Genomic DNA, 26,135 nt, shown 5'->3' on the forward strand with positions numbered 1-26,135 from the left:
GGGGGGCTTTTTGCCTACAATGAAGCTCCAACTATCGCAGTTGCCATAGATTGTTGGTTCAGGGCGCGTCACGACTCGACGCGCCCTTTTTTCTTGCCGTCGCATTGTTTGTGCCCTGTTAAATCAATCACTTAAGCGTTCCCTTTGATGAAGCACATCAGAAATTTTTCGATCATTGCGCACATCGATCACGGCAAATCCACGCTGGCAGACCGTCTGATTCAACGCTGCGGCGGCTTGGCCGATCGCGAGATGGAAGCCCAGGTGCTCGACTCGATGGACATCGAGAAGGAGCGTGGGATAACTATCAAGGCGCAGACCGCTGCGCTGCAGTACAAGGCGCTTGACGGGCAGATCTACAACCTCAATCTGATCGACACGCCAGGCCACGTGGACTTCTCCTACGAGGTCTCGCGTTCGCTCTCCGCGTGCGAGGGTGGGTTGCTCGTCGTGGATGCCTCGCAGGGTGTGGAGGCGCAGACAGTCGCGAACTGCTACACCGCGCTCGACCTCGGCGTCGAGGTGCTGCCCGTGCTCAACAAGATGGATCTGCCGCAGGCCGACCCCGAGCGTGCCAAGGAAGAGATCGAAGACGTGATCGGCATCGACGCCTCGCACGCGATTCCCTGCTCGGCCAAGACCGGCATGGGCGTGGACGAGATCCTGGAAGCCATCGTCGCCAGGATTCCGGCACCGCGTGGCAATCCGGACGCGCCGTTGCGCGCCATGATCATCGACAGCTGGTTTGACAGCTACGTGGGCGTGGTGATGTTGGTTCGCGTGGTGGATGGTCGCCTGCAAAAGGGCGAGCGCATCAAGCTGATGGCCAGCGCCGCCGCTTACGAAGCCGGCAGCCTGGGCGTCTTCACGCCTGCCAACCAGCCGCGTGACAGCCTGGAGGCGGGCGAGGTGGGTTACATCATCGCCGGCATCAAGGAGCTGACCGCCGCCAAGGTGGGCGATACCGTGACGCTGGAAAAGAAGCTGCCCAACAACCTGGGGCCGGCGACCGAGGCTTTGCCGGGTTTCAAGGAAATCCAGCCGCAGGTGTTTGCCGGCCTGTACCCGACGGAAGCCAACCAGTACGACGCGCTGCGCGACAGCCTGGAAAAGCTCAAGCTCAACGATGCCTCGTTGCACTACGAGCCGGAAGTGTCGCAAGCCTTGGGTTTTGGCTTTCGCTGTGGTTTCCTTGGTTTGCTGCACATGGAAATCGTGCAGGAGCGCCTGGAACGGGAGTTTGACCAGGATCTGATCACGACCGCCCCCAGCGTGGTCTATGAAGTGCTCAGAGGCGACGGGGAGGTGCTCAAGGTCGAGAACCCTTCCAAGATGCCCGAGCAGAGCCAGATTCAGGAAATCCGCGAGCCGATCGTGACCGTGCACCTCTACATGCCGCAGGAGTATGTGGGCGCGGTGATGACACTGGCCAACGAGAAGCGTGGCATGCAGATCAACATGAACTACCACGGCCGGCAGGTGATGCTCACCTACGAAATGCCCTTGGGTGAGATCGTGCTGGATTTCTTCGACAAGTTGAAGAGCGTGAGTCGCGGCTACGCCAGCATGGACTACGAGTTCAAGGAGTACCGGGCCTCCGACGTGGTGAAGGTGGACATTCTGCTCAACGGCGAGAAGGTGGATGCCTTGTCCATCATCGTCCATCGCAGCCAGTCGCAGTACCGGGGCCGTGCCGTGGCCGCCAAGATGCGTGAAATCATCAGTCGCCAGCAGTTCGACGTGGCGATCCAGGCCGCCATCGGCGCCAACATCATTGCGCGCGAAAACATCAAGGCTCTGCGCAAGAACGTGCTGGCAAAATGCTACGGTGGCGACATCACCCGCAAGAAGAAGCTGCTTGAAAAACAGAAGGCGGGCAAGAAGCGCATGAAGCAGATTGGTTCCGTCGAGGTGCCCCAGGAAGCCTTTTTGGCCATTTTGCAGGTGGAAGACTAAGAAACAACATGGCAATGCAATATCTGACGGCCTGTGTGCTGGCTGCTTTCGCGAGTTACATCGGTGCCTGGTACCTGGGCAACATCGAAGGCAACTTTGCCCTGCTGCTGTTCCTGGCCACGTTCGTGACCGGTCTGTACTGGCTGGCAGAGCGTTTTTATTTCCTGCCCCGACGCAGGGCCGCGGCAGCCCGACTGGAGGCGCAAGCCGAACAACGGCGCAAGACGCTGGCGGGCCTGGATGGGGGCGAAGCAGTCAGCGAGGAAATGGTGCAGGCAGCACGCAACCGCCTGCTGGCTCAACCCTGGTGGCTGGACTGGACGGCGGGTCTGTTCCCGGTCATCGCGGCGGTATTCTTGCTGCGGTCCTTTCTGTACGAACCCTTCAAGATCCCGTCTGGCTCCATGATTCCCACCTTGCTGGTGGGCGACCTGATCCTGGTCAACAAGTACCACTACGGCATCCGCCTGCCGGTCATCAACACCAAGATCACCGACGGCGCACCGGTGGCGCGTGGAGACGTGATGGTGTTTCGCTTCCCGCCGCGGCCCAGCCAGGACTACATCAAGCGCGTGATCGGCCTGCCAGGCGACGAGGTGGCCTATGCCAACAAGCGCCTGACCATCAACGGGCAGGTGGTGCCCACCACTGAGTCGCCGGAGTTCTTCGACGAGGACGCCATGCGCTATTTCAAGCAATACGGCGAGATCCTGGGCGCGCCCACCCAGCCGAAGGCGCATCGTTTGATCGTGGACACGAACCGACGCGGCGGTTTCGCCGAGGCAGAGATCGGCAATTACCCCTTCCGCGAGGCCTGTCGTTACAGCGAGGAGGGCGTGCGCTGCACGGTGCCCGCAGGCCACTATTTCGTGATGGGCGACAACCGGGATAATTCACTCGATTCGCGCTACTGGGGTTTCGTGCCGGATGAGAACATCGTTGGCAAGGCTTTCATGATCTGGATGAACTTCGGTGACTTCAAGCGCATCGGTTTCTTCGATTGAAATTCTTTCCATGGATGCGCGTCGTCATGCCGATGAATGCGCGGAAAACCCAGAGGCAACGTGGCTGATCTGAGCACTTTGCAGATACGTCTGCAAGACCATCTGCAGCGTCCCTTCTCCGACGCTGCACTGCTGCAGCGGGCCTTGACGCACCGCAGCTTCTGCGCCGATCACAACGAACGCCTGGAATTCCTGGGCGACTCGGTACTGAACCTGGCCGTCGCCGACCTGCTCTACCAGCGCCTGCATGCCTTGCCTGAGGGAGACCTGTCGCGCATCCGCGCCAACTTGGTCAAGCAGGAAACCCTGCATCAATTGGCCATGGAGCTTGGCCTGTCCGACTTGCTGCGTCTGGGCGAGGGTGAGCTTCGGTCTGGTGGCAACAAGCGCCCCTCCATCCTCGCCGACGCGCTGGAGGCGCTGATCGGTGCGGTGTACCTGGACGCAGGGTATGCCGCCGCGCAGGCCTTGGTGCATCACCTGTATGAAAAGGTCGAGGTCACGCCGCAGATGCAGGCCAGCGCCAAGGACCCCAAGACTGAGTTGCAGGAATGGCTGCAGGCGCGCAAGCTGAAGTTGCCGCTGTACCGCGTGGTGGCCACCACCGGCGCGGCGCACCGCCAGACCTTCGATGTGGAATGCGAGGTCGCGGAATTTCAGTTGACCGAACGTGGCATTGGCGGTTCTCGCCGTGCCGGTGAGCAGGCCTCTGCCGCGGCCATGCTGCAGACCTTGAAAGCGCGGGACGCGTCATGAGCACATTCACGAACAAGAACCCGCCGTGCATTGGGGGGTATGACCATGCCTGACACGAACACGCCTCAAGTTGCATCCGCCCGACGTTGCGGTCTGATTGCCATCGTCGGCAAGCCCAACGTCGGCAAGTCGACCCTGCTCAATGCCCTGGTGGGGCAGAAGATCAGCATCACCTCGCGCAAGGCGCAGACCACCCGCCACCGCATCACGGGTATGCGCACCGAAGGCGCGACGCAGTTCGTGTTTGTCGACACGCCCGGCTTTCAGACGCGGCACGGCAACGCGCTCAACCGCTCGCTCAACAAGACTGTGCAGGGCGCGGTGGGCGACGTCGATCTGGTGCTCTTTGTCGTCGAAGCCGGAAGCTTCAACCAGGCCGATGAGCAGGTACTCAAGTTGTTGGCCGAAGGTGTGCCCGTGCTGCTGATCGCCAACAAGCTTGACACCATCAAGCATCGCGCTGAACTGGCGCCCTGGCTGCAGGAGATGCAGCATCGGTTTGAACGCCTCGGTGCGAAGGCTGAGATGGTGCCGCTGTCGGCCAAGAATCCCAAGGACATCGAGCGCCTGCTCGGCATCTGCGAAAAATACCTGCCCGAACAGGATTGGTGGTACAGCGAAGACGAGCTGACCGACCGCAGCGAGAAATTTCTCGCGGGCGAGATCGTGCGCGAAAAATTGTTCCGCTTGACGGGGGACGAACTGCCCTACACCTCGACGGTGGTCATCGACAAGTTTGAGGAAGAGCCCGGCAAGACGGCCAGCCGTTTCGTCAAGATCGCCGCCACCATCGTCGTCGAGCGTGATGGCCACAAGGCCATGGTGATCGGTGACAAGGGCGAGCGGCTCAAGCGCATTGGCATGGAAGCGCGCCAGGAACTGGAGAAGCTGATGGACGCCAAGGTTTTCCTGGAGCTTTGGGTCAAGGTGCGTTCCGGTTGGGCTGATGACGAGGCCCGGGTCCGCTCCTTCGGATATGAATAGGATCCCCCCCGTTGCGCTCCCACATCGTGTGGGTCGACATACCCCCTCGAGGGGGCGCACCCAGTGGTCCGGCAAAGCCGGTTCCACGGGTGCTCTGGCCTGAGATTCGCGGGCTGCATGCATGGTCACCCGGCGCATCACGGACGAGCCGGCCTTCGTGCTCCACCGCTACGACTGGAGTGAAACCAGCCTGATCCTGGAGGTGTTCACGCGCCACCATGGACGACTGGCGCTGGCGGCCAAGGGCGTGAAGCGCCCGACATCCAGTTTTCGCCCCGTGCTATTGCCCTTGCAACCCTTGCGCCTGGGCTACGGCGGCGAAGGCGAGGTGCGCACCCTGAAAAGCGCCGAATGGGCGGGGGGCATGTCATGCCCACCGGCGATGCGCTGCTTTCGGGGTATTACCTGAACGAGTTGCTGATCCGCCTGCTTGCCCGCGATGACCCGCATCCGGTGCTGTTCGACATCTACACCCAGGTGGTGCGCCTGCTGGCGTCCGAGCACGGCGAGGTGTTGCAGGCGTCGCTGCGGGCCTTTGAGTTGCTGATGTTGCGCGAGGCGGGCTTGTTGCCGGCTCTGGACATGCAAACCTTGACTCTGGGCCCGCTGGAGGCACGTGCCGTCTATTGCCTGGTGCCCGAGGGCGGCTTGCGCCTGGCGCAGGCCCAGGACCGCGCCACGCTGGATGGCACCCAATGGCGGGCCCTGCATGTTGCGCTGGCGCCCGAGGCGTCCTTCCTCGATGCCGTGCGGGCCTGCGCCGCGGTGGCGTCCGAGCTCAAGCCGCAGCTGCGGGCCTTGCTCCACTACCATTGTGGCGGTGGGACTTTGCGTACCCGCCAACTGATGATGGATATCCAAAGTCTTTGAAATCATGACCCCCACCACCGCACTTTCGGTCAACGTCAACAAGGTGGCGCTGCTGCGCAACACCCGTCACCTGGACATTCCCAGCGTCACACGCGCAGCCACGCTGTGCCTGCAGGCCGGCGCGCAGGGCATCACCGTGCATCCACGTCCGGACGAACGGCATATCCGCGCGCGCGACGTGCATGAACTCGCGGAACTGTTGAAGGCTTGGCCCGGTCGCGAATACAACATCGAGGGCAACCCTTTCCATAACCTGATGGATTTCATCCGTGTCGTGCGACCCCACCAGGCGACTTTCGTGCCTGACAGTGAGGGGCAGTTCACGAGTGACCACGGTTGGCAACTGTCCGAGCCAGGCGCGGATGACGCTGAGCGCTTGCAGCCCCTGATCGCCGAATGCCATACGCTGGGCGTGCGCGTGAGCCTGTTCATGGACGCCGAGCCACAGGTGATGACTGCCGCCAAGTCCCTGGGCGCGGATCGGGTGGAGCTCTACACCGAGCCCTACGCAGCCGCCCACGGGGGTGCCGCTCAGGCCGTGCAACTCCAGCGCTTCGCCGCCGCCGCCCGCGCCGCGCGGGACGCGGGGCTGGACGTGAACGCCGGCCACGACCTCAACCGCGGCAACCTCACGGATTTCCTGCGTGCCGTGCCCGGCGTGAAGGAGGTCTCCATCGGCCACGCGCTGATCGCCGATGCGCTCGAGCTGGGTTATGCCGCCACGGTGCAGGACTATCTGCGCTGCATCCGTGAAACGGCATGAGGGAGTGACGATGATCTACGGCATCGGCACCGACATCTGCGACGTGCGTCGCATCCGGGCCAGTTTCGAGCGCCGGGGCGAGCGATTCGCCCGGCATGTGCTCGGCGAGGCCGAGTTGAAGGTCTGGTTGGCCCGCAGCGCGCGCTGGCCCGACCGCGGCCTGCGTTACCTGGCCACGCGCTTCTCGGCCAAGGAGGCTTTCAGCAAGGCCATTGGTCTGGGCATCCACATGCCCATGACCTGGCGCAGTTGCGAGATCCTCAACCACGCCAGCGGCCAACCCTACATCCGCCTCGGCGGTGAGCTCAAGACCTGGTTCGAAACCCAGGGCCTGCGCGCCCACGTGACCGTGACCGACGAAACCGACTACGCCGCCAGCTTCGTCGTGGTCGAAAAAGACTGAAAACCCACGCCATGATTGCCAACCTTTCCCAGCACGCACCCCTCGTCATCGACGTGGCGGGGCTGTCCCTCACCGACGACGACCGCCGCCGCCTCGCGCATCCCCTGGTCGGCGGTGTGATCCATTTCGCGCGCAACTGGCAGAGCCGCGCCCAGCTGACCACGCTCAACGACGAGATCAAGTCGCTGCGCCCCGATCTGTTGGTCTGCGTGGACCACGAAGGCGGCCGTGTCCAACGCTTCAAGACCGATGGTTTCACGCACCTGCCCGCCATGCGACGCCTGGGTGAACTCTGGATGAAGGACGCGATGGCGGCTACCAATGCCGCCACCGCCTGTGGCCAGGTGCTCGCTGCCGAGTTGCGCGCCTGTGGTGTCGATCTGAGTTTCACGCCCGTGCTGGACCTGGACTGGGGGCCCTCCGGTGTCATTGGCGACCGCGCCTTCCACCCGGACGCCCGCGTGGCCACACTGCTGGCCAAGAGCCTGATGCACGGCCTGCTGCAGGCCGGCATGGCCAACTGCGGCAAGCACTTCCCTGGCCACGGTTTCGTCGCGGCGGATTCCCACACCGACATTCCCGTGGACCGGCGCAGCCTCAAGGCCATCCTGACTGACGATGCCCAGCCCTACGCCTGGCTGAACACCACGCTGGCCAGCGTGATGCCCGCGCACGTCGTCTACCCCAAGGTGGACACGCGCCCAGCGGGTTTCTCCAGCACCTGGCTCAACGACATTCTGCGCACGCGCCTGGGCTTCACGGGCGCGATCTTCAGCGACGACCTCAGCATGGCCGGCGCGCGCGTGATCGAGGGCCGGTCCGTCAGCACCACCGAAGCCGCACTGGCCGCCCTCACGGCAGGCTGTGACCTTGTGCTGCTCTGCAACCAGAGCGTGGTGGCGCAGGACGGCGCGAATGGCGTGCAAGGCGCGCCCATCGATGAGCTGATCGATGGCCTGGCCGAGGCGCAGATCAAAGGCCGCTGGCTGCCCTCCGAAGCCAGCGAACAGCGTCGCCTCGATTTGCTGCCGCGCATACCCGCACTGGATTGGGACGCCTTGATGGTCGACCCGACCTATGTCCGGGCCTTGGAGTTGCTGCCGTGATGGCCATACAGCCCTCCGAAGGTGGGCACGGCAGCCCGCAACGCAAGAAGGTACTTCCATGAGTGATGCCCTCGCCCCATTTGCCCGTCTTCCCGAGCCGCCGTATTACGCGGTGATCTTTTCCTCCCGCCGCACGCCGGGGGAGGGTGATTACGGCGCCATGGCCGAGCGCATGGTGGAACTGGCGGCGCAGCAAGCCGGTTTTCTGGGCGTGGAAAGCGTGCGCGGCGCCGACGGCTTTGGCATCACCGTGTCGTACTGGCGCAGCGAGGAAGACATCGTCGCCTGGCGCCGCCATGCCGAGCATCAGGTGGCGCAGGCGCAGGGTCGCGCGCAGTGGTACGAGCATTACGAACTGCGCGTGGCGCGGGTTGAACGGGCCTGGGGCGGGCCGTGAGCCCACCGGCCGGCCGCCGTGTCAGCGGCGGGCGATGAAGTCGATCTCGACGCGTGCGCCCTTGGCCAGGCCGCTGACACCCACGCAGGTGCGGGCGGGTAGCCGCCCAGCCGCAAAGTAGCCGCGGTAGACGGCGTTCATGCGCTCGTAGTCTTCCTCGAAATGGGTCAGAAAGATGCGCGCCGAGAGCACATGCGAGAGATCCAGCCCGCAGCCCTCCAGCACGGTGCGCAGGTTGCCCATCACGGCGTGCGTCTGGGCCTCGATGCCTTCGGGGTACGGCGTGTCGATCGAAGTTCCGGTGAAAGGCATCTGACCCGTCACGAAAACCCAGCCATCGGCCTCAACGGCGTGGCTGAAAGGGGCGACCGGGTCGGGCGCGCCGCCGATCATGTGGAAGAGTGGGGGCATGGTGTTCTCCATTTCAGGTTGGTGGTCAAAGCAAGTTCCGGCCCGGTGAAATGGCATGCATCTTGCGCATTTTGGGGGCTCCACGGGGGCCACACGCATGCGCTTCAAGCAGTTCACCACCGAGTCCTACCCCGTGCACCAACGGCTGCGCGTGTGGAGCGAGGCACTCAGTCCGCACCGGTTGCAGCCTGTGCTGGCATCCGGCGCGGCGCCCTTGTACGGCACCTTGGCCGACGGACGGACCAGTCGGGGCGTGGGTCTGGCGCGCATTGCCTCGTCGCCCCAGACATTGGCGCATGTGCGAGGCGAGGCGGATCAGGTCTGGCTGATCTTGCACCAGGCTGGGGAAGCCTCGTGGCGGCATGAGGGCGGTGAGCTGGTGCAGCTCGCGCCGGGCGACATCGTGTACGGACCGGCGCAGGCCGAGGCGAGCGCCGTCTTCCACACCGATTTCCGCCAGTTCCGGGTGTCTCTGCCGGGCAGCGCGCTCAAGGCCAGGTTGCCGCAAGGTGGTGGTGTCGTGTCGGGTCATCTGTCCGGACAGGGTGGCATGGGCCGCCTGATTGCCGGGACGCTGGGGGGCTGGCCGAAGCCCTGGATGCCTTGAGCGATGAGGAGATTGCACCGGTCGAACTGTCGCTCTCGGAGCTCCTGGCCAGCAGCCTGGCCGCGCGGCGCGACGCAGGTGCCGCCAGCCCCACGCAGGCGGCCACGCTGCGGCGGGTGTGTCAGTTCATCGAGGGCATTTTGAGCGACCCGGAACTGACGCTTGCCATGGTCGCCACGCACGAACGGATCTCCGAACGCCTGGTGCAGAAACTGTTCGAGGGCATGGGCCTGAGTTTCACCACCTATGTGCGTCAGCGGCGGCTGGACCGCTGCCGTGCCGACCTTGCCAATCGCCAGTACGGGCATCTTTCGATTTCCGACATCTGTTTCCGTTGGGGCTTCAACGACGCGGCGCATTTCAGCCATGCCTTTCGTGACCACTACCAGATGTCGCCGCGCCAGTTCCGCCAGCAAGCCAACGAGGCCAGCCAGCAAACACTGCGCAAGCGCATCCAGCGCGGCTGGCCCACGGGGTATTTCGAGACCCCGGCCGCAGCACCGCCCCCGGGCGAGCACCGGGCGCCTCATGACACGCACGACGCACGCGATGGCGCGCCATCTGGTGCCGCCTTCGTGACGTCGGCGACAGCTGGTGCCGGTGGCGTGGCCGGACGGCATCACCATCTGCCGGCCACGGCCGAGACCATCCATTGGGGTTATTTCAGTCACGCCATCGCACCCGCGCTGACCATCGCCTCCGGCGACATCGTGACCATCGAGACGCTGACCCAGCATGCCTACGATGACCATGAACGCATGATCAAGGGCGATTCGGGGCGGAAAGCGTGTTCCATTGGACGAAGGAGCGCAAGGCCGTGGACCGACGTGGCGCGGGTCCGGCCGATGCCTCGATCTATGGTCGTGGCAGCGGCGAGGGGTTCGGCGTGCACATCCTGACCGGCCCCGTTGCGGTTGACGGCGCGGAACCCGGCGACGTGCTGGAAGTGCGCATCCTCGATCTGGCGCCGCGCCTGGCGGCCAACGCGAAGTACGAGGGTCGGGCCTTCGGCAGCAACGCCGCCGCCTGGTGGGGGTTTCACTACGACGACTTGCTGGAGGAGCCAAAGCCGCGCGAGGTGGTCACGATCTACGAGGTGGATTGCAATCCGGGCCAAGCAGCGCACAAGTGGTGCGCCCACGCGGTCTACAACTTCCGCTGGACGCCACAGACCGACCCCGACGGTGTGCTGCACGCCACCATCGACTACCCCGGTGTGCCGGTGGACAGGGCGTCCATCGTCGAGAACCACGAGGTGCTGAGGGGCGTAAAGATTCCCGTGCGTCCTCATTTCGGCGTGATCGCCCTGGCCCCGGCCGAGACGGGGCTGGTCGATTCGGTGCCGCCGTCCTACTTCGGCGGCAATCTCGACAACTGGCGCATCGCCAGAGGCGCGACGGTCTATCTGCGCGTGGCGGTTGGCGGTGGCCTGCTCTCGGTGGGCGACCCACATGCGTCGCAGGGCGACAGCGAACTCTGCGGCACGGCCATCGAATGCTCCCTGACCGGCGTGTTCCAAATCATCCTGCACAAGGCGGCGGACTTGCGCGACGAGCCCTACGCTGACATCGACTACCCGCTGGTCGAGACGGCCGATGAATGGGTGTTGCACGGCTTTTCGCATCCGAACTACATGAAGGAACTGGGCGAGAAAGCGCGCAGCCTGATCTACGAAAAATCCTCGCTCGATCCGGCCATGCGCGATGCCTTTCGCAAGACCCGGCGTTTTCTGATGACGGCCATGGGATTGACGGAGGACGAAGCCATATCGCTCATGTCCGTGGCCGTGGATTTCGGTGTCACGCAAGTCGTGGACGGCAACTGGGGCGTACATGCCGTGATCCGTAAATCGCTGTTCGATGGACGGAAGAAGGGGGCTTGAAACGGCCGTTCGGTTCGCGCTGAGCCTGTCTGTGCGAAACGCCGCCACGCCATCGTGGCCTGCGTTGCACGAAGGGCGCGCCCCGTACCACTCGTGCAACGCCAACGCCGCAGCGTTCGGACAGGCTCAGCGCTTCTGCTGAAACACGCTCTTGCGTATCGAGCCATGCACCCCCCAGTTGCCGTCCACCACCTGGGTCACGCCAAAATCCGCCGCGACCGACATGAGCGCAATTGCTTCATCTTCGCTGAGCTTGTGCACCGTCATCAAGAAGCGCCGCAGCTTGCGGAAGGCATCGCGCATGGCTGGGTCAAGCGAAGCTTTGTCGCCGACGGTGGTCTGGCCTTGCGGCCCCAGCGTTGCCAGGTAGTTGGCAAAGGTGAAACCATAGACCGACCACTGTTCATCCGTCTCCAGCAGCGGGTGTTCCAGTCCTTCGAGCAAGGTACCCGCAAGCTGGTTCTTCTTGTGCAGCACGAATTCAAACTCGCCCGTCAGTGAGCATTCGATGGCCGTGCCGCCGAGTTCGCTGTCGCCCTGCGCCGCGTGCGGATCGCCAACCGAGAAGAAGGCACCGGCCACGGCCACGGGGTAGTACATGCGGGCGCCCTTGCCGATGCGCCAGTCGTCGATGTTGCCGCCGGTGTAGCTGGGTGGAATCGAGCTGACGTAATCGGACTCGGACGGCGCCAGGCCCATGGTGCCGAAGTGCAGGCGCGCCGGCACCTGGACGTTGGGCAGGATGTTCTCGCGCTTCCTGACCTTGCTGTGATCGACCTTCACGCCGGGGTAGTCGATGGTGGCGTGCAGCACGCCGTCGGGGTCGGTCTGCGGCGTCCAGACATAGTTGTAGACGGCGCGGGCGACGGGCGCTTCACGATCCGAGGCATCGAGTTCGAAGATGGTGATGACTTCGCGCGGCTTGGGTTCCTCGATCAGGTCGCGGTACTGGAACCCCCAGTTGGCTGCCGCGTTGCTGCCGAAGCAGCGTCCCGCATGGCCGGGGCCGCAGCTCGGGCGCGGCAGCACGTCGAGGATGCGCACCTCCAGCACGTCGCCGGGTTCAGCGCCCTCGACGGCCACGGGGCCGGTCAGCAGGTGCACGCCCACGCCTTCGCCCTCGCCGATCTGGAAGGGGCCGGTGGTCGGACCCGCGCCGCGCCGGGGCATGGCCTTGTGCTCGGGGGTCCACGCGAAAATGGATTCCGCGCCGGCGTCACCGGCCACCATGCGTTCGTGGTCGTCGTTGGCATGGTGGGTCAGGGTTTCGATGGTGACGCGGTCGCCGGAACGAACGGTCAGGGCCGGCGCGACGGCCTTGCTGAAGTAGCCCCAGTGCACGGTCTGGGGCGAAACGCGGAGCAGATGTTGTTTCATGGGCGTTCTTCCGAAAAATACGAGGCCTGAATCCGTCAGGCCTGGGCTGCCATCACGTTGAGGAAACGGGCGGTCTCGGGGTGGCTGGGGGCTTTGAGCACAGTCGCGGCGGGACCGCTTTCGAGAATGCGTCCGCCGGACAGAAAGACGACCCGATCGGCCACTTCGGCGGCGAAGTGCAACTGATGGGTGGAGATGATCATCGTCAGCCCTTCCTCCCGCACCAGGGTGCGGATCACGTCCAGCACCTCGTTCACCAAGGCCGGATCCAGCGCCGAGGTCGGTTCGTCCAGCAGCAGAACGCTGGGCCGGGGCGCGAGCGCGCGGGCGATGGCCACGCGCTGTTGCTGGCCACCCGAGAGCTGGCGCGGGAGCCATTCCACGCGGTGCGACAGCCCCACCCGCGCCAGCAGTTCCAGGGCACGCCGGTCCGCTTCGTCGGCGTTCCAACCGTGTACCCAGCGCAGGGGGCCGGCGATGTTCTCGCGTGCCGTCAGATGAGCGAACAGGTTGAACTGCTGGAACACCATGCCCACGCCGACACTGGCGCGCTCGCGCGCAAGGTCGCCCGGGCTCATCAATTGGCCGCCGGGCTGGTAGCCCAGGCGCCGGCCGCCGACGTGAATCTGGCCGCCGTCCCAGCCTTCCAGGTGGTTGATGCAGCGCAGCAGGGTGCTCTTGCCCGAGCCGCTGGGGCCGAGCAGGGCCACGACTTCGCCGGCGGCAATGGTCAGATGGAGGTCGGCGAGCACGGCCTGTCCCCCGTAGACCTTGGTCAGGCCGTTGACGCGCACAGCGACGGGGGCGTTGGCGAGCCGGGCGGCCCGTTCTGCCTTGGCCGCCTCATCCAGGCCGCTGGTTGGCGAGGGCCTGTCACCCGCCGCTTGCATGGCGGCCGGCGTGGGGGCCGCCGCCGCGCCGCAGGCGCTGGTCCAGGGCAACCAGCGGGCCAGGCCGCGTGCGCCGTGGCGGTCCAGGTCGAAGCGCGCTTCCAGCGCGAGCTGAAACACGCCAATCACGCCTGTGAGCACCAAGTACATGATGCCCGAGGCGAGGAAAACGGAAAAGAAATCGAAATTGGCCGAAACCAGCTGCGTGCTGCGCAGTGTCAGTTCCTGCACGGCGATGAAGGAGGCGAGCGAGGAGTTCTTGAGCGTGCTCACCGCTTCGTTGCCAAAGGCCGGAATCATGGTGCGCAGGGCCTGCGGGGCCACCACGCGCCGCATCAGCGTTGCGGGCGCCATGCCCAGGGCCTGGCCGGCCAATACCTGGCCACGGTCCACGCTGACCACGCCGGCACGGAACATTTCGGCGATGAAGGTGGCCTCGTTGAAGGCCAGCGCCAGGCCGGCCGCCATCAGGCCCGAGAGCTTGATGCCGACGTAAGGCAGGGCGTTGTAGAAGAACACCATCTGCAGCAGCAGCGGGGTGCCGCGAAAGATCACGGCATAGGCCCGCGCCGCGACGGACAGCCCATTGAAGCGGCTGAGCTGCATCGTGGCGAGCAGCAGCCCGACCACCATCCCGCCCAAGAGGCCGATGGCCGTGGCCGCGAGCGTGAAGTAGATCCCTTCCAGCAGCCAGGGCAGGGTGAGATAGTGGAGGAACTTGTCCATGCCGCGAGCCCGACCTCAATCCGCCAGAACCAGCTTGGGCGCTTCGAGGTTCTCGACCGGCAGGCCGTTCTTCTTCAGCATGGCGGTCTGGATGCCGGCTTTCTGGAGCGTGAGCAGCGCGGCCGTAACGGCGTCGCGGAAATCGGTCTTGTTGCGCGGCACGGCGATGCCCACCGAGTAGGGGATGGTCACGGCAACGGCTTTTTCCAGCTTGTCGGGGAACGCCTTGACCGCGTTGTCCACGGTGTTCACGTCGTTGATGTAGGTGTCGGCGCGGCCGGTCAGGATGGCCTGGATGCAGCTCTGGTTGTTGTCGTAGAGCTGGATTTCGGGTGCGGGCTTGCCGATTTTCTTGCACTCCGGGGCGAGCGCCTGGATCAGGGGCACCTCGACATAGCCCGTGTTTTCGGCCGCAGTGGTGCCGCACAGCGTGGTGTTGATGCCGGTGATCTTCTTGGGGTTGCCCTTGGCGACGAGCACGCCGTCGAACACCTTGGAGTAGGTGATGAAGTCGGCGGCCTGGGCGCGCTCCTTCGTGGCGTAGATGTCGGAAATGACCCAGTCGGCCTGGCCAGACTGCAGCGTGGTCAGCAGCGCGGCGAAAGTGACGGGTTTGTACGTGACTTTGAAGCCCAGGCAAGCGCCGATGGTCTCACCCAGGTCAATGTCGAAACCGATGTACTTGCTTGGGTCCTTGGGGTCGATGGTTTCGTAGCCCGGTGTGTGCGGATTGATCGCGTTGACCAGGGTCTTGCCCTTGAATTGCGGGTACTTGGCTTGCAGCGCCGCGCATTCGGCGGCCGGGGGCGTGAAGATTTCGGCCTGGGCCGTGGCCGCGAAGAGCGCAAGGCTCAGGGTGACGAGGGCGGCCATCAGGCCGCGCGCGCGCGAGGGAAGGAAAAGGCGCTTCATGGTGGGGACACTCCTGGTGGGCGGACCGGCCGGACCCCATGTCCGGTTTCGTGACCGCGTGAGCCCAGTCTAGGGAGTGGTGTGCCAATGCACTTGTGCGCGGGCGCACGATTCCTTGTACGGCCGGCCAGGCCTGCACGGAAACGGGACACGCAGGGGTGAGGCGGTCCCGAATGCGTGCGGCCATGCACCTATCTGGCGGGGTCGCCCAAAGGAATGCTGGCGCCGTGGGTCAGCGGCATCATCGGGCGGTCGATGCCGCAGCCCCAGATGGGCGGCATGCCGTGTTCGAGCGCGCGCCTGAAGTCGCAGTCGACCTGTCAGGCTTCGGGCCGGCGCCGGCGCCGGGGCGGCAGCACCCGCGTCTCACCGATCGCCATCACGAAAAAATCCTGCTCGTCGATGGCCCGTTCGCGCAGTACCTGGGCCAGCGCCCTGGGGGGCTCGTCCAGTGCCTCGTCGGTCAATGCAAACGTGCCCCAGTGCATGCCCAGCGAGCGTTTGGCCGCCAAGTCGTGGTGGATCGTGACGGCTTCCTCAGGATTCACATGCTGGTCGCGCATGAACCAGCGTGGCTCGTAGGCGCCGATGGGCAGCAGGGCGAGGTCGAAACCGCCCCCCGCCGACTCTGATTGGCGCTCGGCGTAGCGCGAGCGCAGCGCGGAGAACTCGCGCGAATACGCGGTGTCGCCAGCGAAGAAGAGGTGGAAGTCAGGGCCGAACACGGCAAAGCCGCCCCAGAGCGTAGCCATGCGATCACCCAGGCCGCGCGCGGACCAGTGCTGCGCCGGCGCCAGCACCACGTCCACCATTCCGCCAGGCGCCTGCACCAGGTGGCTGTCCCACCAGTCCAGCTCGACAGCGCGGTTCACGCCGCGCGCCGTCAGCCAGGGCTTGAGGCCCAAGGGCACGACGAACTGCGGGGGGCCACCGGCTTGCTGGTTCAGGGCCTGCACCGATGCTGCGTCCAGGTGATCGTAGTGGTTGTGCGAGGTCAGCACCAGATCGATGTGCGGCAGATCGCGCAGCGCCACCCCTGGGGGTTGGTGGCGCTTGGGGCCGAGGAAAGACAGGGGCGACGCGCGCTCGGAAAACATCGCGTCGGTCAGCAGGGTGAGGCCGCTCATCTGCACCATCACCGTGGCATGGCCAATCCAGGTCACCGCAGGCTGCATGGCTGCACCGGCCCGGGCGTTGCGGTGCAGGAAGTCCAGATCGGGCGGCACGGCCGGGATCGGGGCCGAGGGCGGCGGTGGCAGGGACCTGCGGCTGGCCTCGATCTTCCAGCGCAGCACCTCGGCCAGACTCTTGCCCGGGAATTCCCGGTCAACGTTCTGGAAACCCTGGGGCCGATGGTGTGGCTTGGACGGGTCGTAGTAGGGGTTTTGCTTCATGACGACCCGTGCGTGAACCGGCGAGCCGCCTGGCTCAGCCTTCCCGACGCAGGGCCGGGAAGAGGATGATGTCGCGAATGCTGGCGCTGTCGGTCAGCAGCATCATCAGGCGGTCGATGCCGATGCCGCAGCCGCCCGTGGGCGGCATGCCGTATTCAAGCGCACGCACGAAGTCGTGGTCGAAGTACATGGCTTCGTCGTCGCCGCTGTCCTTGGCTTCCACTTGCGACTGGAAGCGCCGCGCCTGTTCCTCGGCGTCGTTCAGCTCGGAGAAACCGTTGCCGAATTCACGGCCCGTGATGTAGAGCTCGAAGCGTTCGGTCACCTCGGGGTGCTTGTCGCTGGCGCGCGCCAGCGGCGAGATTTCCACCGGATGCTCCATCACAAAGGTGGGTTGCCAGAGCTTTTCCTCGACCACTTCCTCGAAATAAAGGACCTGCAGTCCCGCCAGCGAGCGGGTAGAGAGTTTGTTCTTGGCTTCGGAGAGCCCCAGCTTCTGCAGCGCGCCGATCAGCCAGGCCGCGTCGTCCACATGCGCGTTGCCGGCTTCGCTGTACTTGGCGATGGCTTCGCGAATGGTCAGGCGCTCGAAGGGCTTGCTGAGATCAACCGCCTTTCCTCCGTACATCAGCTGCAGAGTACCGGTGGCTTGCTGAGCGGCATGGCGCACCAGGCCTTCGGTGTAGGTCATCAGGTCTTGGTAGTCCCAGTAGGCCGCGTAGAACTCCATCATCGTGAACTCGGGGTTATGGCGCACCGAGATGCCTTCGTTGCGGAAGTTGCGGTTGATCTCGAACACGCGTTCGAAGCCGCCGACCACCAGGCGCTTGAGGTAGAGCTCGGGCGCGATGCGCAGGAACATTTCCTGGTCGAGCGCGTTGTGATGCGTGACAAAGGGCTTGGCGTTGGCGCCGCCCGGGATCGGGTGCAGCATGGGCGTCTCGACCTCGAGGAATCCGTGTTGCACCATGTAGTCTCGGATCGAGGCCACGGCCTTGCTGCGCGCGGTGAAACGCTTGCGCGCTTCTTCGTCCACCATCAGATCGACGTAACGCTGGCGGTACTTCACTTCCTGATCGGCCACGCCGTGGAACTTGTCTGGCATGGGACGCAGGCTCTTGGTCAACAGGCGGATCTGGCTGACCTGGATGGAGAGTTCGCCGGTCTTGGTCTTGAACACGGTGCCTTCGGCGGCCAGGATGTCACCCAGGTCCCAGTGCTTGAAGGCTGCGTACACCTCTTCGCCCACCGCGTCGCGCGTGACGTAGAGCTGGATGCGGCCCGTGGCATCCTGAAGCGTGGCGAAGCTGGCCTTGCCCATGACGCGCTTGAGCATCATGCGGCCGGCCACGCTGGCGCGCGGCGCCTGCTCCAGCAGGCCTTCGGGCGTCTGGCCTTCGTGCGCCGCGTGGATGGCGGCGGCGCGGTCCTTGGGCTTGAAGTCGTTGGGGAAGGCCGGGCCCTGGCCTTGGACCTGCTGCTCGCGGATGGCTTTCAGCTTTTCGCGCCGTTCAGCGATGAGCTGGTTGTCGTCTTGCGCGGCGGTTGGCTGCGAGGTCGCCGGGGCGGGGGTCTGGTTTTCGGACATGGGTAGGGCAATGAAAGAGGAGGCCGCCAAGCGGCCCGAACCCGCCATTTTATGAGAGGCTATCATCGGCCTTCCCCGCCGGGGTCCGGCGCCGGCCCGGACCGTCTTGTTCTTCCTCTGCCGATCGTCCACCCATGCTGTTCCAGATCGTTTCCCTCCTGCTCGAAGTTGCCGCCAGCGTTCTGGGCGGTGCCTGCCTGTTGCGCCTCTACATGCAACAACAGCGCATTCCCATGTCGACCAGCTCGGGCAATCCGCTGGGACGTTTCATCTTCGTTCTGACGGACTGGATCGTGCTGCCCTTGCGGCGTGTGCTGCCGGCGATCGGGCGCTGGGATCTGGCCAGCTTGGTCGCGGCCTGGCTGATCGAACTGGCGCAGTTCTCCCTGCTCTGGCTGCTCCAGGGCGTGGCCTACAGCTACGTTGCCGTGCTGGTTCTGGCCTGCTTTGGCGTGCTGCGCCTGGTTATTTCGGGCATGACCGGTCTGGTGATCATCTATGCGGTGCTGTCCTGGGTACAGGCACGCAGCGCCATGGCCGATCTGATTGACCGGCTGGTGGTGCCGCTGCTGGCACCGATCCGCCGTTACATGCCCCTGATCGGAGGCATCGACCTCTCACCCCTGGTGCTGCTGGTGCTCTTGCAGGTCGCCAGCATCGTGCTGGGTTATCTGCAGGGTGTGGCCTTGCTGTGACCTCCACCCAGGCGGGTGCCCGTACGGAGCGGTGCCCCGCCTAAACCTGCGGGTCTTGTTGCAATGAAAAAACGCCAGCGCAAGCTGGCGTTTTTTCATCTGTCGTCGCTACCCGGTGAGGCTGGCGACGATGACGGGGAAAGGTCTCAGATTAGCGCATCAGCGGGCTGGCGCAGTAGCATGGCCAGGGTGCTGGCCACGGTCTTGCGCAGTTCGCGGCGGTCGCAGATGAAGTCCACGGCGCCCTTTTCCTGCAGGAACTCGGCACGCTGGAAGCCCTCGGGCAGCTTGACGCGCACCGTGTTCTCGATCACGCGCGGACCGGCGAAGCCGATCAGGGCCTTGGGTTCGGCGACCACCACGTCGCCCACGAAGGCGAAACCGGCGGAGACGCCGCCCATGGTCGGGTCGGTCAACACGCTGATGTAGGGCAGCTTCTTCTTGGCCAGGCGGGTCAGCGCCGCATTGGTCTTGGCCATCTGCATCAGCGAGAGCAGACCTTCCTGCATGCGTGCGCCGCCAGTGGCGGTGAAGCACACGAAAGGCACTTTCTGCTCGATGGCCGTTTCCACGCCGCGCACGAAACGCTCGCCGACGACGGAACCCATGGAGCCGCCCATGAAGCCGAATTCAAACGCCGCCGCGACGACGCCGATGCCATGCACCGCGCCACCCTGGACGACCAGCGCGTCGGTCTCGCCAGTGGCTTCCAGCGCCTCTTTCAGGCGCTCGGGGTACTTGCGGCTGTCCTTGAACTTGAGGGCGTCCACGGGCAGCACTTCCTGGCCGATCTCGTAGCGGCCTTCGTTGTCCAGGAAGAGGTTGAGCCGCGTGCGAGCGTCGATGCGGTGGTGATGACTGCAGGTAGGGCAGACGTTCTGGTTGTGCTCCAGATCGGTCTTGTAAAGCACGGATTCGCAGCTCGGGCACTTGATCCACAGGCCCTCGGGCACGGTGCGGCGCTCCGCCGGATCGCTGGGCTGGATTTTCGGGGGCAGAAGTTTTTCGAGCCAACTCATGTTGGATTCCTCTCAGATCGGAAGAGATCGGGATGGGCGCACCGGCCGGCACCGGCAGGGGCCGGTGTGTCGCCAATCGGCGACGGGCGCGCGAGGCGGGGATTATCCCTCCAAACTGTCCAGGGCCCTGCGGATGCTCCGCAGGAAGTCCATGGCAACCGTAACGACTTGTGCGTGCGGCTTGTCGCCGATCAGTTGGAGAATGCGGCTGCCGATGACCACCGCGTCGGCACTCTCGCCGACGGCCTTGGCGGTTTCCGCATCCCTTATGCCGAAACCGACACCGACCGGGATCTTCACGTGCTGGCGGATGCGCGGCAGCATGGCCTGGACGGCGCTCGTGTCCAGCGCACCCGAGCCGGTGACGCCCTTGAGCGAGACGTAGTAGACATAGCCGCTGGCGAGCCGGGCCACCTGGGCCATGCGTTCATCCGTGCTGGTGGGGGCGAGCAGGAAAATCAGGTCCATGCCCTGGGCCCGCAGCCGGGCCGCGAACTGCTGGCACTCTTCGGGCGGGTAATCCACGACCAGCACGCCGTCCACGCCGGCGGCCGCGGCGTCGCGCACAAAGGCCGATTCGGCGGCGTCTGGCGCGGGATCCCCCGGTTTGCCGGCACCATGCCCATGCAACTGGTCGTAGCGTTCGATGGGGTTGGCGTAGCCCATGAGCACCACGGGCGTGGTCTGGTTCCTCTGCCGGAACTCACGCACCATGGCCAGCACCTGCTTGAGGCCGATGCCTGCAGCCAGGGCCTTGTCGCCCGCGGCCTGGATCACCGGGCCGTCGGCGCTGGGGTCGGAAAAGGGCACGCCGAGTTCGATCACGTCGGCGCCGGCGTCGACCAAGCCCGCCATCAGCGCGGGTGTGATGTCGGGATAAGGGTAGCCGGCGGTGACGAAGGGAATCAGGGCCTTGCGTTTTTCGCTTTTCAGTTTCTCGAAGGTGGTGGTGATCCGGCTCATGTTTTATGGCTCCCCAGGCCCGTGGTCAAGGACGGCGCGGCTGGGCCGGTGCCGCCCTTGACCGTGTGGCCGCGCATGGACGGCCGGTCGTAGAAATCCACGCCGGAGAGGTCGGCCACGGTGCCGATGTCCTTGTCGCCCCGGCCCGAGAGGTTGACCAGGAGGCTCTGGTCCGGCCGCATCGTCTTGGCGAGTTTCATGGCATGGGCCACGGCATGACTGGATTCCAGCGCCGGGATGATGCCCTCGGTGCGGCAGAGGTAGTGGAAGGCGGCCAGCGCTTCCTCGTCGGTGATGCCCACGTACTCGGCGCGGCCCGTGTCCTTGAGCCAGGCGTGCTCGGGGCCGACGCCCGGATAGTCCAGACCGGCGCTGATGCTGTGGGTTTCCGTGACCTGGCCATCGTCGTTGTGCAGCACATAGGTGCGGTTGCCGTGCAGCACGCCGGGTGTGCCACGCTGCAGGGACGCGGCGTGCTTGCCCGTGTCCAGGCCCTGGCCGGCGGCTTCGATGCCGATCAGCCGGGTCTGGGCATGCGAGAGGTAGGGGTGAAAGATGCCCATGGCATTGCTGCCGCCGCCCACGCAAGCCAGCACGGCATCGGGTTGCGTGGTCTTGCAGCCTGCGCGTGCCAGCATCTCGGGCATCTGCACCAGGCATTCCTCGCCAATCACGCTCTGGAAATCGCGCACCATCATTGGATACGGGTGAGGGCCGGCCACGGTGCCGATGATGTAGAAGGTGTTGTCCACATTGGCCACCCAGTCGCGCATGGCCTCGTTGAGCGCATCCTTGAGCGTTTTGCTGCCGCTTTCCACGGGCACCACGGTCGCGCCCAGCAGCTTCATGCGGTAGACGTTGGGCGACTGGCGCTTCACGTCTTCGCTACCCATGTAGACCACGCATTCCAGGCCGTAGCGCGCGCAGATGGTCGCGGTCGCCACGCCATGCTGGCCTGCGCCTGTCTCGGCGATGACGCGCGGCTTGCCCATGCGGCGCGCCAGCAAGGCCTGGCCGATGGTGTTGTTGATCTTGTGCGCGCCCGTGTGGTTGAGGTCCTCACGCTTGAGGAAGATCTGCGCGCCGCCCTGTTCACGGCTCATGCGCGCGGCGTGGTAGATGGGGGAGGGACGGCCCACGAAGTGGGCCAGCTCGTACTGGAATTCCGCGAGGAATTCCGGGTCGTGCTGGTATTTGGCGTAGGTCGCCTTGAGTTCGTTGACCGCCTGGGTCAGCGTTTCGCTGATGAAGCTGCCCCCGTAGGGGCCGAAATGGCCGGAGGCGTCGGGCAGGGCGGAAGTGCCCCGCAGGGTGTCGGAGTGCGGGTGATCGGGCATGGTGGGTTCCGAAGGGTTTATGCCCGCGTTGCCGGCGTGTCTTGTGCGCGCACGGCGGCGACGAAGGCCTGGATCTTCCCGGCGTCCTTGACCCCCTTGGAGGCTTCGACGCCGGAGCTCACGTCCACGGCCAGCGATTTACAGCGCGGCCGCAGCAGGCGGATGCCATCGCCCACATTTGCAGGCGTCAACCCACCACTCAAGACGAGGTGAGCGTTGACGTTTGGAGGAAGCTGTGACCATTCGAATGTTTTGCCGCCACCACCATACCCCTCGACCTGAGCGTCGAGCAGGATGGCCTGGGCATGGGCGTAATCGTGCGCGTATTTTACGAGGTCGAACGCCACCCCGGTTTCACCAATCCCGCTTTGCAAGGGAATGCGGGCGGCGCGCAGGAAGGCGCGCGGATGCGGCCGCTCGCTGGCGGCCTTGGCCAGCATCAGGCATTGCTGGGGCGTTTCGTCGCCGTGGAACTGGAGCACGGCGTTGGGAATCAACTCGCAGGCCTGCCTAACCTGGCCCGGCGTGGCGTTGACGAAGAGCAGGACGGGTGTGACGAAGGCAGGCAGACGCCGTGCCAGGACGGCGGCACGGTGCGGCAGGACATGGCGCGGGCTTTTGTCGTAGAGCACGAAGCCGGCGGCATCGGCGCCGGCCTGGGCCACGGCGTCCACGTCCTGTTCGCGGGTCAGGCCGCAGATTTTGATTCTTGTCCTCATGGCGTGATGTTAGCTGGGGCGGCTTGCTTCGGTGACAAGCAGGCGCGCAGGGCTGGCACTCAAGGTAACCAGTCAAACGCGGCGGTGCGGTCCGGCAAGCCCCAGTGCGCGTCGTAGCGCGGCCCGAGGAAATAAAGCCCGTCGGGCATGAAGGTCGGCGCGGCGGCATCCCGGCTGCGGGCCGCGACAACCTCGGCCATCCAGGATGGTGATTTTTTGCCCTGGCCGATCACGATGAGGCACCCCATGATGTTGCGGATCATGTGGTGCAGGAAGGCACTGGCCTCGAACTCGAAACGCCAATAACAAGTGTCGGGGGCCTGGCTGCCAGCGCGCGTGCCGCGCCGGCTGATTTCCACCCGCATCAGGTTCTTGATGGGCGACAGGGCCTGGCAGGCCGCGGCGCGGAAGGAGGTGAAGTCGCGTTCACCCAGCAGATGGGGCAGGGCGGCTTGCATGGCATCCAGGTTCAACGGCTGGAACACCCAGCCCACGCGCCGCGCCTCCACGCTGGGACGTACCGGGGATTCGAGCAGCACATAGGCATAGCGGCGGCTGGTCGCGCTGGCGCGGGAATGGAACGAGTCCGGCACCGGCTGCGCCCACTGCACGGCGATGTCGGCCGGCAGATGGGTGTTGGTGCCGCGCACCCAGGCGTAAGGGGTGCGCTCCGCCGTCGTGTCGAAATGCACTACTTGCATCAGTCCGTGCACGCCCGCATCGGTGCGCCCGGCGCAGAGGGTGGTGATGCCTTCGTTGGCGAAACGGCCCAGGGCATGTTCGAGCCGATCCTGAACCGTGCGGCCCGAGGACTGGCTTTGCCAGCCTTCGTAGGCCGTGCCGTCGTAGCTCAGGCCCAGGGCGACGCGCATGCCGCGGTTCTCAGGTCCGCGCTGCGGCACGCCGCGGCTGCATCAACCGAGGGCCGCCAGGGCCTGCTCGGCGCGCGATTTCATCTCGCCATCGGCTTCGGCGATGATTTCCTCGATCAGGGCCCGCGCGCCATCGGTGTCGCCGATGGCCTTGAACTCGTCCGCCAGGGCCAGCTTGGTGGCCAGCGGATCGTCTTCGTCCTCGGCCGGGGTGGCCGCGCTCAGGCTGGGCGAGGGCCCGTCCAGGTCCAGGGACAGACTGCTCAGGTCGAAGTCCACGGGAGGCGCCTCTGCCCGGGCAGTCGCTGGCGCTGCGGCAGCGGCCGGCGCCGCGTCGCCGAAATCCAGGTCGGCGTCGGGCGAGATATTGCTCATCGCCTCGCCGGACTGGTACAGGGCGTTGTCCGGATCGAGCTCGCGTCCCAGCACGCTGATCACGTCCCACTCGGGGCCGTTGCCACCGCTGGCCTGATGGGCCTGGGTGGCGATGAGCGCGAAGTTGGCGAGGTCACCCCGCTTGGCGTAGATCTCGGCCAGTTTCTGGTGTATGGCCACGCGCAGGGGTTGGCGCGGCAGCGCGTCCTTGAGGATGTCCTCGGCTTGCTGGTCACGGCCATAGGAGAGGTAGAGCTCCGCCTCGGCCACCGGATCCACATCATCACCGGCGGGCACCGAGGGCGCGCCTTGCGCGTCGGTCGGTCCCTCGTTGGCCTGCATGCTGTCCTGGTACTCGTCGAGTGCCGGGCGCTGCTTGCGGCGACGGTAGACCAGCAGACCGATCAGCAGGGCTGCCAGGCCCGCGCCGACGGCGGGCACGACCGGGTTGGCCAGCAGGTCATTGACCAGTTCATCGAAGGAGGGGCTGTGCTCCGGCGTTGCAGCCGCGGCGTCCTGAGCGGCCGCGCCTGCGGCCGACGCGACCGGCACCGAGCCGGTCGCTGCGCCATTGGGTGTCGGCGCGGCGCCCGGTGGCAAGGCCGCAGGTCCCGAGCCGGGGGGCGTGGGGGTGGTTGCCTTGCTCAGCTGCTCCAATTCGGCGATGTTCTTGTTCAGCGCGGCGCTGCGTTCCGCGGTTTCCCTGGCCTGGCGTTCCTGGGCCAGAGCCTGCGCGTTTTGCGCCTGTACCGCACCCTTGGACAGAGTGAGTTGATCGGGCGTGGTGGCGGCGGTCCGGCGATCCTGCACCTGGGGCTGCACGTTGCCCGCGCTCTGGCGCTGGGCTGCGGCAGCACGGGCCGGCGCCGCGTCTGCCAGCCGGCGCCGGTACTCGTCGAAGTCCAGGTTCTGGGCGATGACGAGCTGGCGCGCCTGGGCGTGGCTCACGTTCTGGGCTGTTTCGGCGCCGGGCAGGGTCAGCACGGCGCCCGTGCGCAGGCGGTTGACGTTGCCATTGACGAAGGCGTTCGGGTTGGCGCGCAGCATCGCCACCAGCATCTGGTTGAGCGAAACCTGGACATAGGCGGGTTGCTTGGCCAACTGGGCCATGGCGATCTCACCGGCCGTGTCGCCGTACTTCACGTTGATGCGCGTGTTGCGGGCGGGGCCAGGCTTGCCGGGTTCGGGCTTTGCGGCCGCGGGTGTTGGCGCCGCCGCGGTCTTCGCCGGGGGCGTGGACACGGTGTCCTGGGGGGTCGGCTGAGGAGGGGCTGCGGCTGCCGTATTGGTCGCGGCCGCGGCCGGCGTTTCGCTGGCCACAGAGGTAGCGGGCGCGGGTTCGGGCGCCACAGGCTCCGCCGTTGCGGGGGTGGCCGTGTCGGATGGCGCGGGTTCGATGGGGGCTGCCGAGGCCACAGGCGCCACCGGCTCGGCGGCGGGCGCAGGTTCGGGGATCGGGGCCGCGGGCGGAGGCAGTGCCGTCGTCACGGGCGGCGTGAACACGGGAGCGCCGCCCTCGGGCACGGCGTCCGTCGCCTTGCCGCTCTCTGGGGCGCTGGCGGCCTGTGCGCCACCTGCTGGCGGATCGAACAGCAGGGTGTAGTCGCGCACCAGCCGGCCCGAGGCCCAGGTGGCTTCCAAGATCAGGTCGACATACGGTTCGCTGACGCTCTGCGGATTGCTCAGACGCAAGAAATACCGCCCATTCTTCTGCTGCAGCGTGATCTGCAGGCCATTGAGTGCGGGGCTGTATTCCATGCCGCTGGCGGCGAAGGAGGCCGGTGAGGCCAGGCGCGCGCGCAGCGAGGCGGCGTCTTCGTTGCTGATGTCCAGCAGCTCGACCTCGGCGCGCAGGGGCTCACCCAGCGACGACTGGACCACCGCGCGGCCCAGGGACAGCGCATGGGCCGCGGCGCTGAACAAACCGAGCGCCGTCGCGCAGGCCAGTGCCAAGGCGCTTTTCTGAAGCACGCCTGGTTGCCTGCGGGCGCGGTGGGGTTGGGCGGAAATCACGAGGGCCTCCGAGAATCGGACAGGGGCTGAAATTCAAAAAGTACCATAGCATCAATGACTTGGCTTGACAAGCTGAGAAGATGCTTAATCTTTGCGCTTTCTTTCGCTTTGTGCCC

At 65.6% G+C, this 26,135-nt stretch carries 20 protein-coding genes and 3 pseudogenes; 11 read left to right on the forward strand and 12 right to left on the reverse strand.

Translation table 11 applies throughout. The annotated features are described in order from the left end of the window. The first annotated feature begins 147 nt into the window (after positions 1-147). From lepA to DW355_RS09395, 9 genes and pseudogenes are all read left to right on the forward strand, one after another. Entirely contained in the window at positions 148-1,956 is a 1,809-nt protein-coding gene (gene lepA / locus DW355_RS09355; RefSeq protein WP_131279536.1) for a translation elongation factor 4, read from the forward strand. A gap of 14 nt (positions 1,957-1,970) precedes the next feature. Then, the gene (lepB, locus tag DW355_RS09360; protein WP_131282566.1) at positions 1,971-2,960 is read left to right on the forward strand and encodes a signal peptidase I; all 990 of its coding nucleotides are present in this window, start codon (positions 1,971-1,973) and stop codon (positions 2,958-2,960) included. A gap of 69 nt (positions 2,961-3,029) precedes the next feature. Continuing rightward, the gene (gene rnc, locus DW355_RS09365; RefSeq protein ID WP_242671367.1) at positions 3,030-3,716 is read left to right on the forward strand and encodes a ribonuclease III; all 687 of its coding nucleotides are present in this window, start codon (positions 3,030-3,032) and stop codon (positions 3,714-3,716) included. Positions 3,717-3,761: 45 nt separating this feature from the next. Then, positions 3,762-4,700: a GTPase Era gene (gene era / locus DW355_RS09370; protein ID WP_242671093.1), complete on the forward strand. Its 939-nt coding sequence runs from the start codon at positions 3,762-3,764 to the stop codon at positions 4,698-4,700. A 121-nt stretch (positions 4,701-4,821) separates the two neighbouring features. Beyond that, a pseudogene (gene recO, locus DW355_RS09375) lies at positions 4,822-5,570 on the forward strand (DNA repair protein RecO). Between the two features lie 4 nt (positions 5,571-5,574). Further along, positions 5,575-6,333, forward strand: coding sequence for a pyridoxine 5'-phosphate synthase (locus DW355_RS09380; protein ID WP_131279542.1), 759 nt, complete (start codon positions 5,575-5,577; stop codon positions 6,331-6,333). Positions 6,334-6,343: 10 nt separating this feature from the next. After that, positions 6,344-6,736, forward strand: a complete 393-nt coding sequence (gene acpS, locus DW355_RS09385; protein ID WP_131279544.1) for a holo-ACP synthase — start codon at positions 6,344-6,346, stop codon at positions 6,734-6,736. Positions 6,737-6,747: 11 nt separating this feature from the next. Further along, positions 6,748-7,842 carry a beta-N-acetylhexosaminidase gene (nagZ, locus tag DW355_RS09390; protein WP_131279546.1) on the forward strand — a complete coding sequence of 365 codons (1,095 nt, stop codon included), beginning with the start codon at positions 6,748-6,750 and terminating at the stop codon, positions 7,840-7,842. A gap of 58 nt (positions 7,843-7,900) precedes the next feature. After that, positions 7,901-8,239: an antibiotic biosynthesis monooxygenase family protein gene (locus tag DW355_RS09395; RefSeq protein WP_131279548.1), complete on the forward strand. Its 339-nt coding sequence runs from the start codon at positions 7,901-7,903 to the stop codon at positions 8,237-8,239. Between the two features lie 21 nt (positions 8,240-8,260). Here DW355_RS09395 and DW355_RS09400 read toward each other — a convergent pair whose 3' ends face one another. Next, positions 8,261-8,650 carry a RidA family protein gene (locus tag DW355_RS09400; RefSeq protein WP_242671094.1) on the reverse strand — a complete coding sequence of 130 codons (390 nt, stop codon included), beginning with the start codon at positions 8,648-8,650 and terminating at the stop codon, positions 8,261-8,263. A gap of 97 nt (positions 8,651-8,747) precedes the next feature. Here DW355_RS09400 and DW355_RS18550 point away from each other — a divergent pair. Then, positions 8,748-11,139: pseudogene (locus DW355_RS18550) on the forward strand (acetamidase/formamidase family protein). Between the two features lie 126 nt (positions 11,140-11,265). Here DW355_RS18550 and DW355_RS09410 read toward each other — a convergent pair. The 5 genes and pseudogenes from DW355_RS09410 to lysS all read right to left on the reverse strand — a co-directional run. Continuing rightward, positions 11,266-12,513, reverse strand: a pseudogene (locus DW355_RS09410) (acetamidase/formamidase family protein); the annotation flags it as partial. 38 nt (positions 12,514-12,551) lie between these two features. Next, the gene (locus DW355_RS09415) at positions 12,552-14,132 is read right to left on the reverse strand and encodes an amino acid ABC transporter permease/ATP-binding protein (RefSeq protein WP_131279552.1); all 1,581 of its coding nucleotides are present in this window, start codon (positions 14,130-14,132) and stop codon (positions 12,552-12,554) included. Between the two features lie 15 nt (positions 14,133-14,147). Beyond that, positions 14,148-15,044 carry an ABC transporter substrate-binding protein gene (locus DW355_RS09420; protein WP_131279554.1) on the reverse strand — a complete coding sequence of 299 codons (897 nt, stop codon included), beginning with the start codon at positions 15,042-15,044 and terminating at the stop codon, positions 14,148-14,150. 320 nt (positions 15,045-15,364) lie between these two features. After that, a complete protein-coding gene (locus DW355_RS09425) occupies positions 15,365-16,438 on the reverse strand; it encodes an MBL fold metallo-hydrolase (RefSeq protein ID WP_131279556.1) in 1,074 nt (357 codons plus the stop codon). A 34-nt stretch (positions 16,439-16,472) separates the two neighbouring features. Then, positions 16,473-18,026, reverse strand: coding sequence for a lysine--tRNA ligase (gene lysS, locus DW355_RS09430; RefSeq protein ID WP_131279558.1), 1,554 nt, complete (start codon positions 18,024-18,026; stop codon positions 16,473-16,475). A 134-nt stretch (positions 18,027-18,160) separates the two neighbouring features. On the opposite strand from lysS, the gene DW355_RS09435 reads away from it, so the two are divergent. Continuing rightward, the gene (locus DW355_RS09435; protein WP_131279560.1) at positions 18,161-18,721 is read left to right on the forward strand and encodes a YggT family protein; all 561 of its coding nucleotides are present in this window, start codon (positions 18,161-18,163) and stop codon (positions 18,719-18,721) included. A gap of 146 nt (positions 18,722-18,867) precedes the next feature. On the opposite strand, the gene accD is transcribed toward DW355_RS09435, so the two are convergent. The 6 genes from accD to DW355_RS09465 form a co-directional block, all read right to left on the reverse strand. After that, positions 18,868-19,740 carry an acetyl-CoA carboxylase, carboxyltransferase subunit beta gene (gene accD / locus DW355_RS09440; RefSeq protein WP_131279562.1) on the reverse strand — a complete coding sequence of 291 codons (873 nt, stop codon included), beginning with the start codon at positions 19,738-19,740 and terminating at the stop codon, positions 18,868-18,870. A 102-nt stretch (positions 19,741-19,842) separates the two neighbouring features. Then, entirely contained in the window at positions 19,843-20,703 is an 861-nt protein-coding gene (gene trpA / locus DW355_RS09445; protein WP_131279564.1) for a tryptophan synthase subunit alpha, read from the reverse strand. Beyond that, a complete protein-coding gene (trpB, locus tag DW355_RS09450; RefSeq protein ID WP_131279566.1) occupies positions 20,700-22,040 on the reverse strand; it encodes a tryptophan synthase subunit beta in 1,341 nt (446 codons plus the stop codon). The genes trpA and trpB overlap by 4 nt, the downstream gene beginning before the upstream one ends. Positions 22,041-22,057: 17 nt before the next feature. After that, complete coding sequence (locus tag DW355_RS09455; protein ID WP_131279568.1) at positions 22,058-22,759, reverse strand: phosphoribosylanthranilate isomerase; 702 nt, start codon at positions 22,757-22,759, stop codon at positions 22,058-22,060. A 59-nt stretch (positions 22,760-22,818) separates the two neighbouring features. Further along, a complete protein-coding gene (gene truA, locus DW355_RS09460) occupies positions 22,819-23,631 on the reverse strand; it encodes a tRNA pseudouridine(38-40) synthase TruA (protein ID WP_131279570.1) in 813 nt (270 codons plus the stop codon). Between the two features lie 42 nt (positions 23,632-23,673). After that, on the reverse strand, positions 23,674-25,977 hold the full coding sequence (locus tag DW355_RS09465; RefSeq protein ID WP_207388004.1) for a FimV/HubP family polar landmark protein: 2,304 nt from the start codon (positions 25,975-25,977) through the stop codon (positions 23,674-23,676). Positions 25,978-26,135: the final 158 nt, after the last annotated feature.

Origin of the sequence: Hylemonella gracilis (assembly GCF_004328645.1) — a bacterium.
GTDB lineage: Bacteria > Pseudomonadota > Gammaproteobacteria > Burkholderiales > Burkholderiaceae_C > Hylemonella > Hylemonella gracilis_B.

Excerpts from the sequence above, each read along its gene's own strand:
- lepA (WP_131279536.1), top strand. The coding sequence starts at position 148 with ATGAAGCACATCAGAAATTTTTCGATCATTGCGCACATCGATCACGGC.
- lepB (WP_131282566.1), top strand. The coding sequence starts at position 1,971 with ATGCAATATCTGACGGCCTGTGTGCTGGCTGCTTTCGCGAGTTACATC.
- era (WP_242671093.1), top strand. The coding sequence starts at position 3,762 with ATGCCTGACACGAACACGCCTCAAGTTGCATCCGCCCGACGTTGCGGT.
- DW355_RS09380 (WP_131279542.1), top strand. The coding sequence starts at position 5,575 with ATGACCCCCACCACCGCACTTTCGGTCAACGTCAACAAGGTGGCGCTG.
- acpS (WP_131279544.1), top strand. The coding sequence starts at position 6,344 with ATGATCTACGGCATCGGCACCGACATCTGCGACGTGCGTCGCATCCGG.
- nagZ (WP_131279546.1), top strand. The coding sequence starts at position 6,748 with ATGATTGCCAACCTTTCCCAGCACGCACCCCTCGTCATCGACGTGGCG.
- DW355_RS09395 (WP_131279548.1), top strand. The coding sequence starts at position 7,901 with ATGAGTGATGCCCTCGCCCCATTTGCCCGTCTTCCCGAGCCGCCGTAT.
- DW355_RS09400 (WP_242671094.1), bottom strand. The coding sequence starts at position 8,650 with ATGCCCCCACTCTTCCACATGATCGGCGGCGCGCCCGACCCGGTCGCC.
- DW355_RS09415 (WP_131279552.1), bottom strand. The coding sequence starts at position 14,132 with ATGGACAAGTTCCTCCACTATCTCACCCTGCCCTGGCTGCTGGAAGGG.
- DW355_RS09420 (WP_131279554.1), bottom strand. The coding sequence starts at position 15,044 with ATGAAGCGCCTTTTCCTTCCCTCGCGCGCGCGCGGCCTGATGGCCGCC.
- DW355_RS09425 (WP_131279556.1), bottom strand. The coding sequence starts at position 16,438 with ATGAAGCAAAACCCCTACTACGACCCGTCCAAGCCACACCATCGGCCC.
- lysS (WP_131279558.1), bottom strand. The coding sequence starts at position 18,026 with ATGTCCGAAAACCAGACCCCCGCCCCGGCGACCTCGCAGCCAACCGCC.
- DW355_RS09435 (WP_131279560.1), top strand. The coding sequence starts at position 18,161 with ATGCTGTTCCAGATCGTTTCCCTCCTGCTCGAAGTTGCCGCCAGCGTT.
- accD (WP_131279562.1), bottom strand. The coding sequence starts at position 19,740 with ATGAGTTGGCTCGAAAAACTTCTGCCCCCGAAAATCCAGCCCAGCGAT.
- trpA (WP_131279564.1), bottom strand. The coding sequence starts at position 20,703 with ATGAGCCGGATCACCACCACCTTCGAGAAACTGAAAAGCGAAAAACGC.
- trpB (WP_131279566.1), bottom strand. The coding sequence starts at position 22,040 with ATGCCCGATCACCCGCACTCCGACACCCTGCGGGGCACTTCCGCCCTG.
- DW355_RS09455 (WP_131279568.1), bottom strand. The coding sequence starts at position 22,759 with ATGAGGACAAGAATCAAAATCTGCGGCCTGACCCGCGAACAGGACGTG.
- truA (WP_131279570.1), bottom strand. The coding sequence starts at position 23,631 with ATGCGCGTCGCCCTGGGCCTGAGCTACGACGGCACGGCCTACGAAGGC.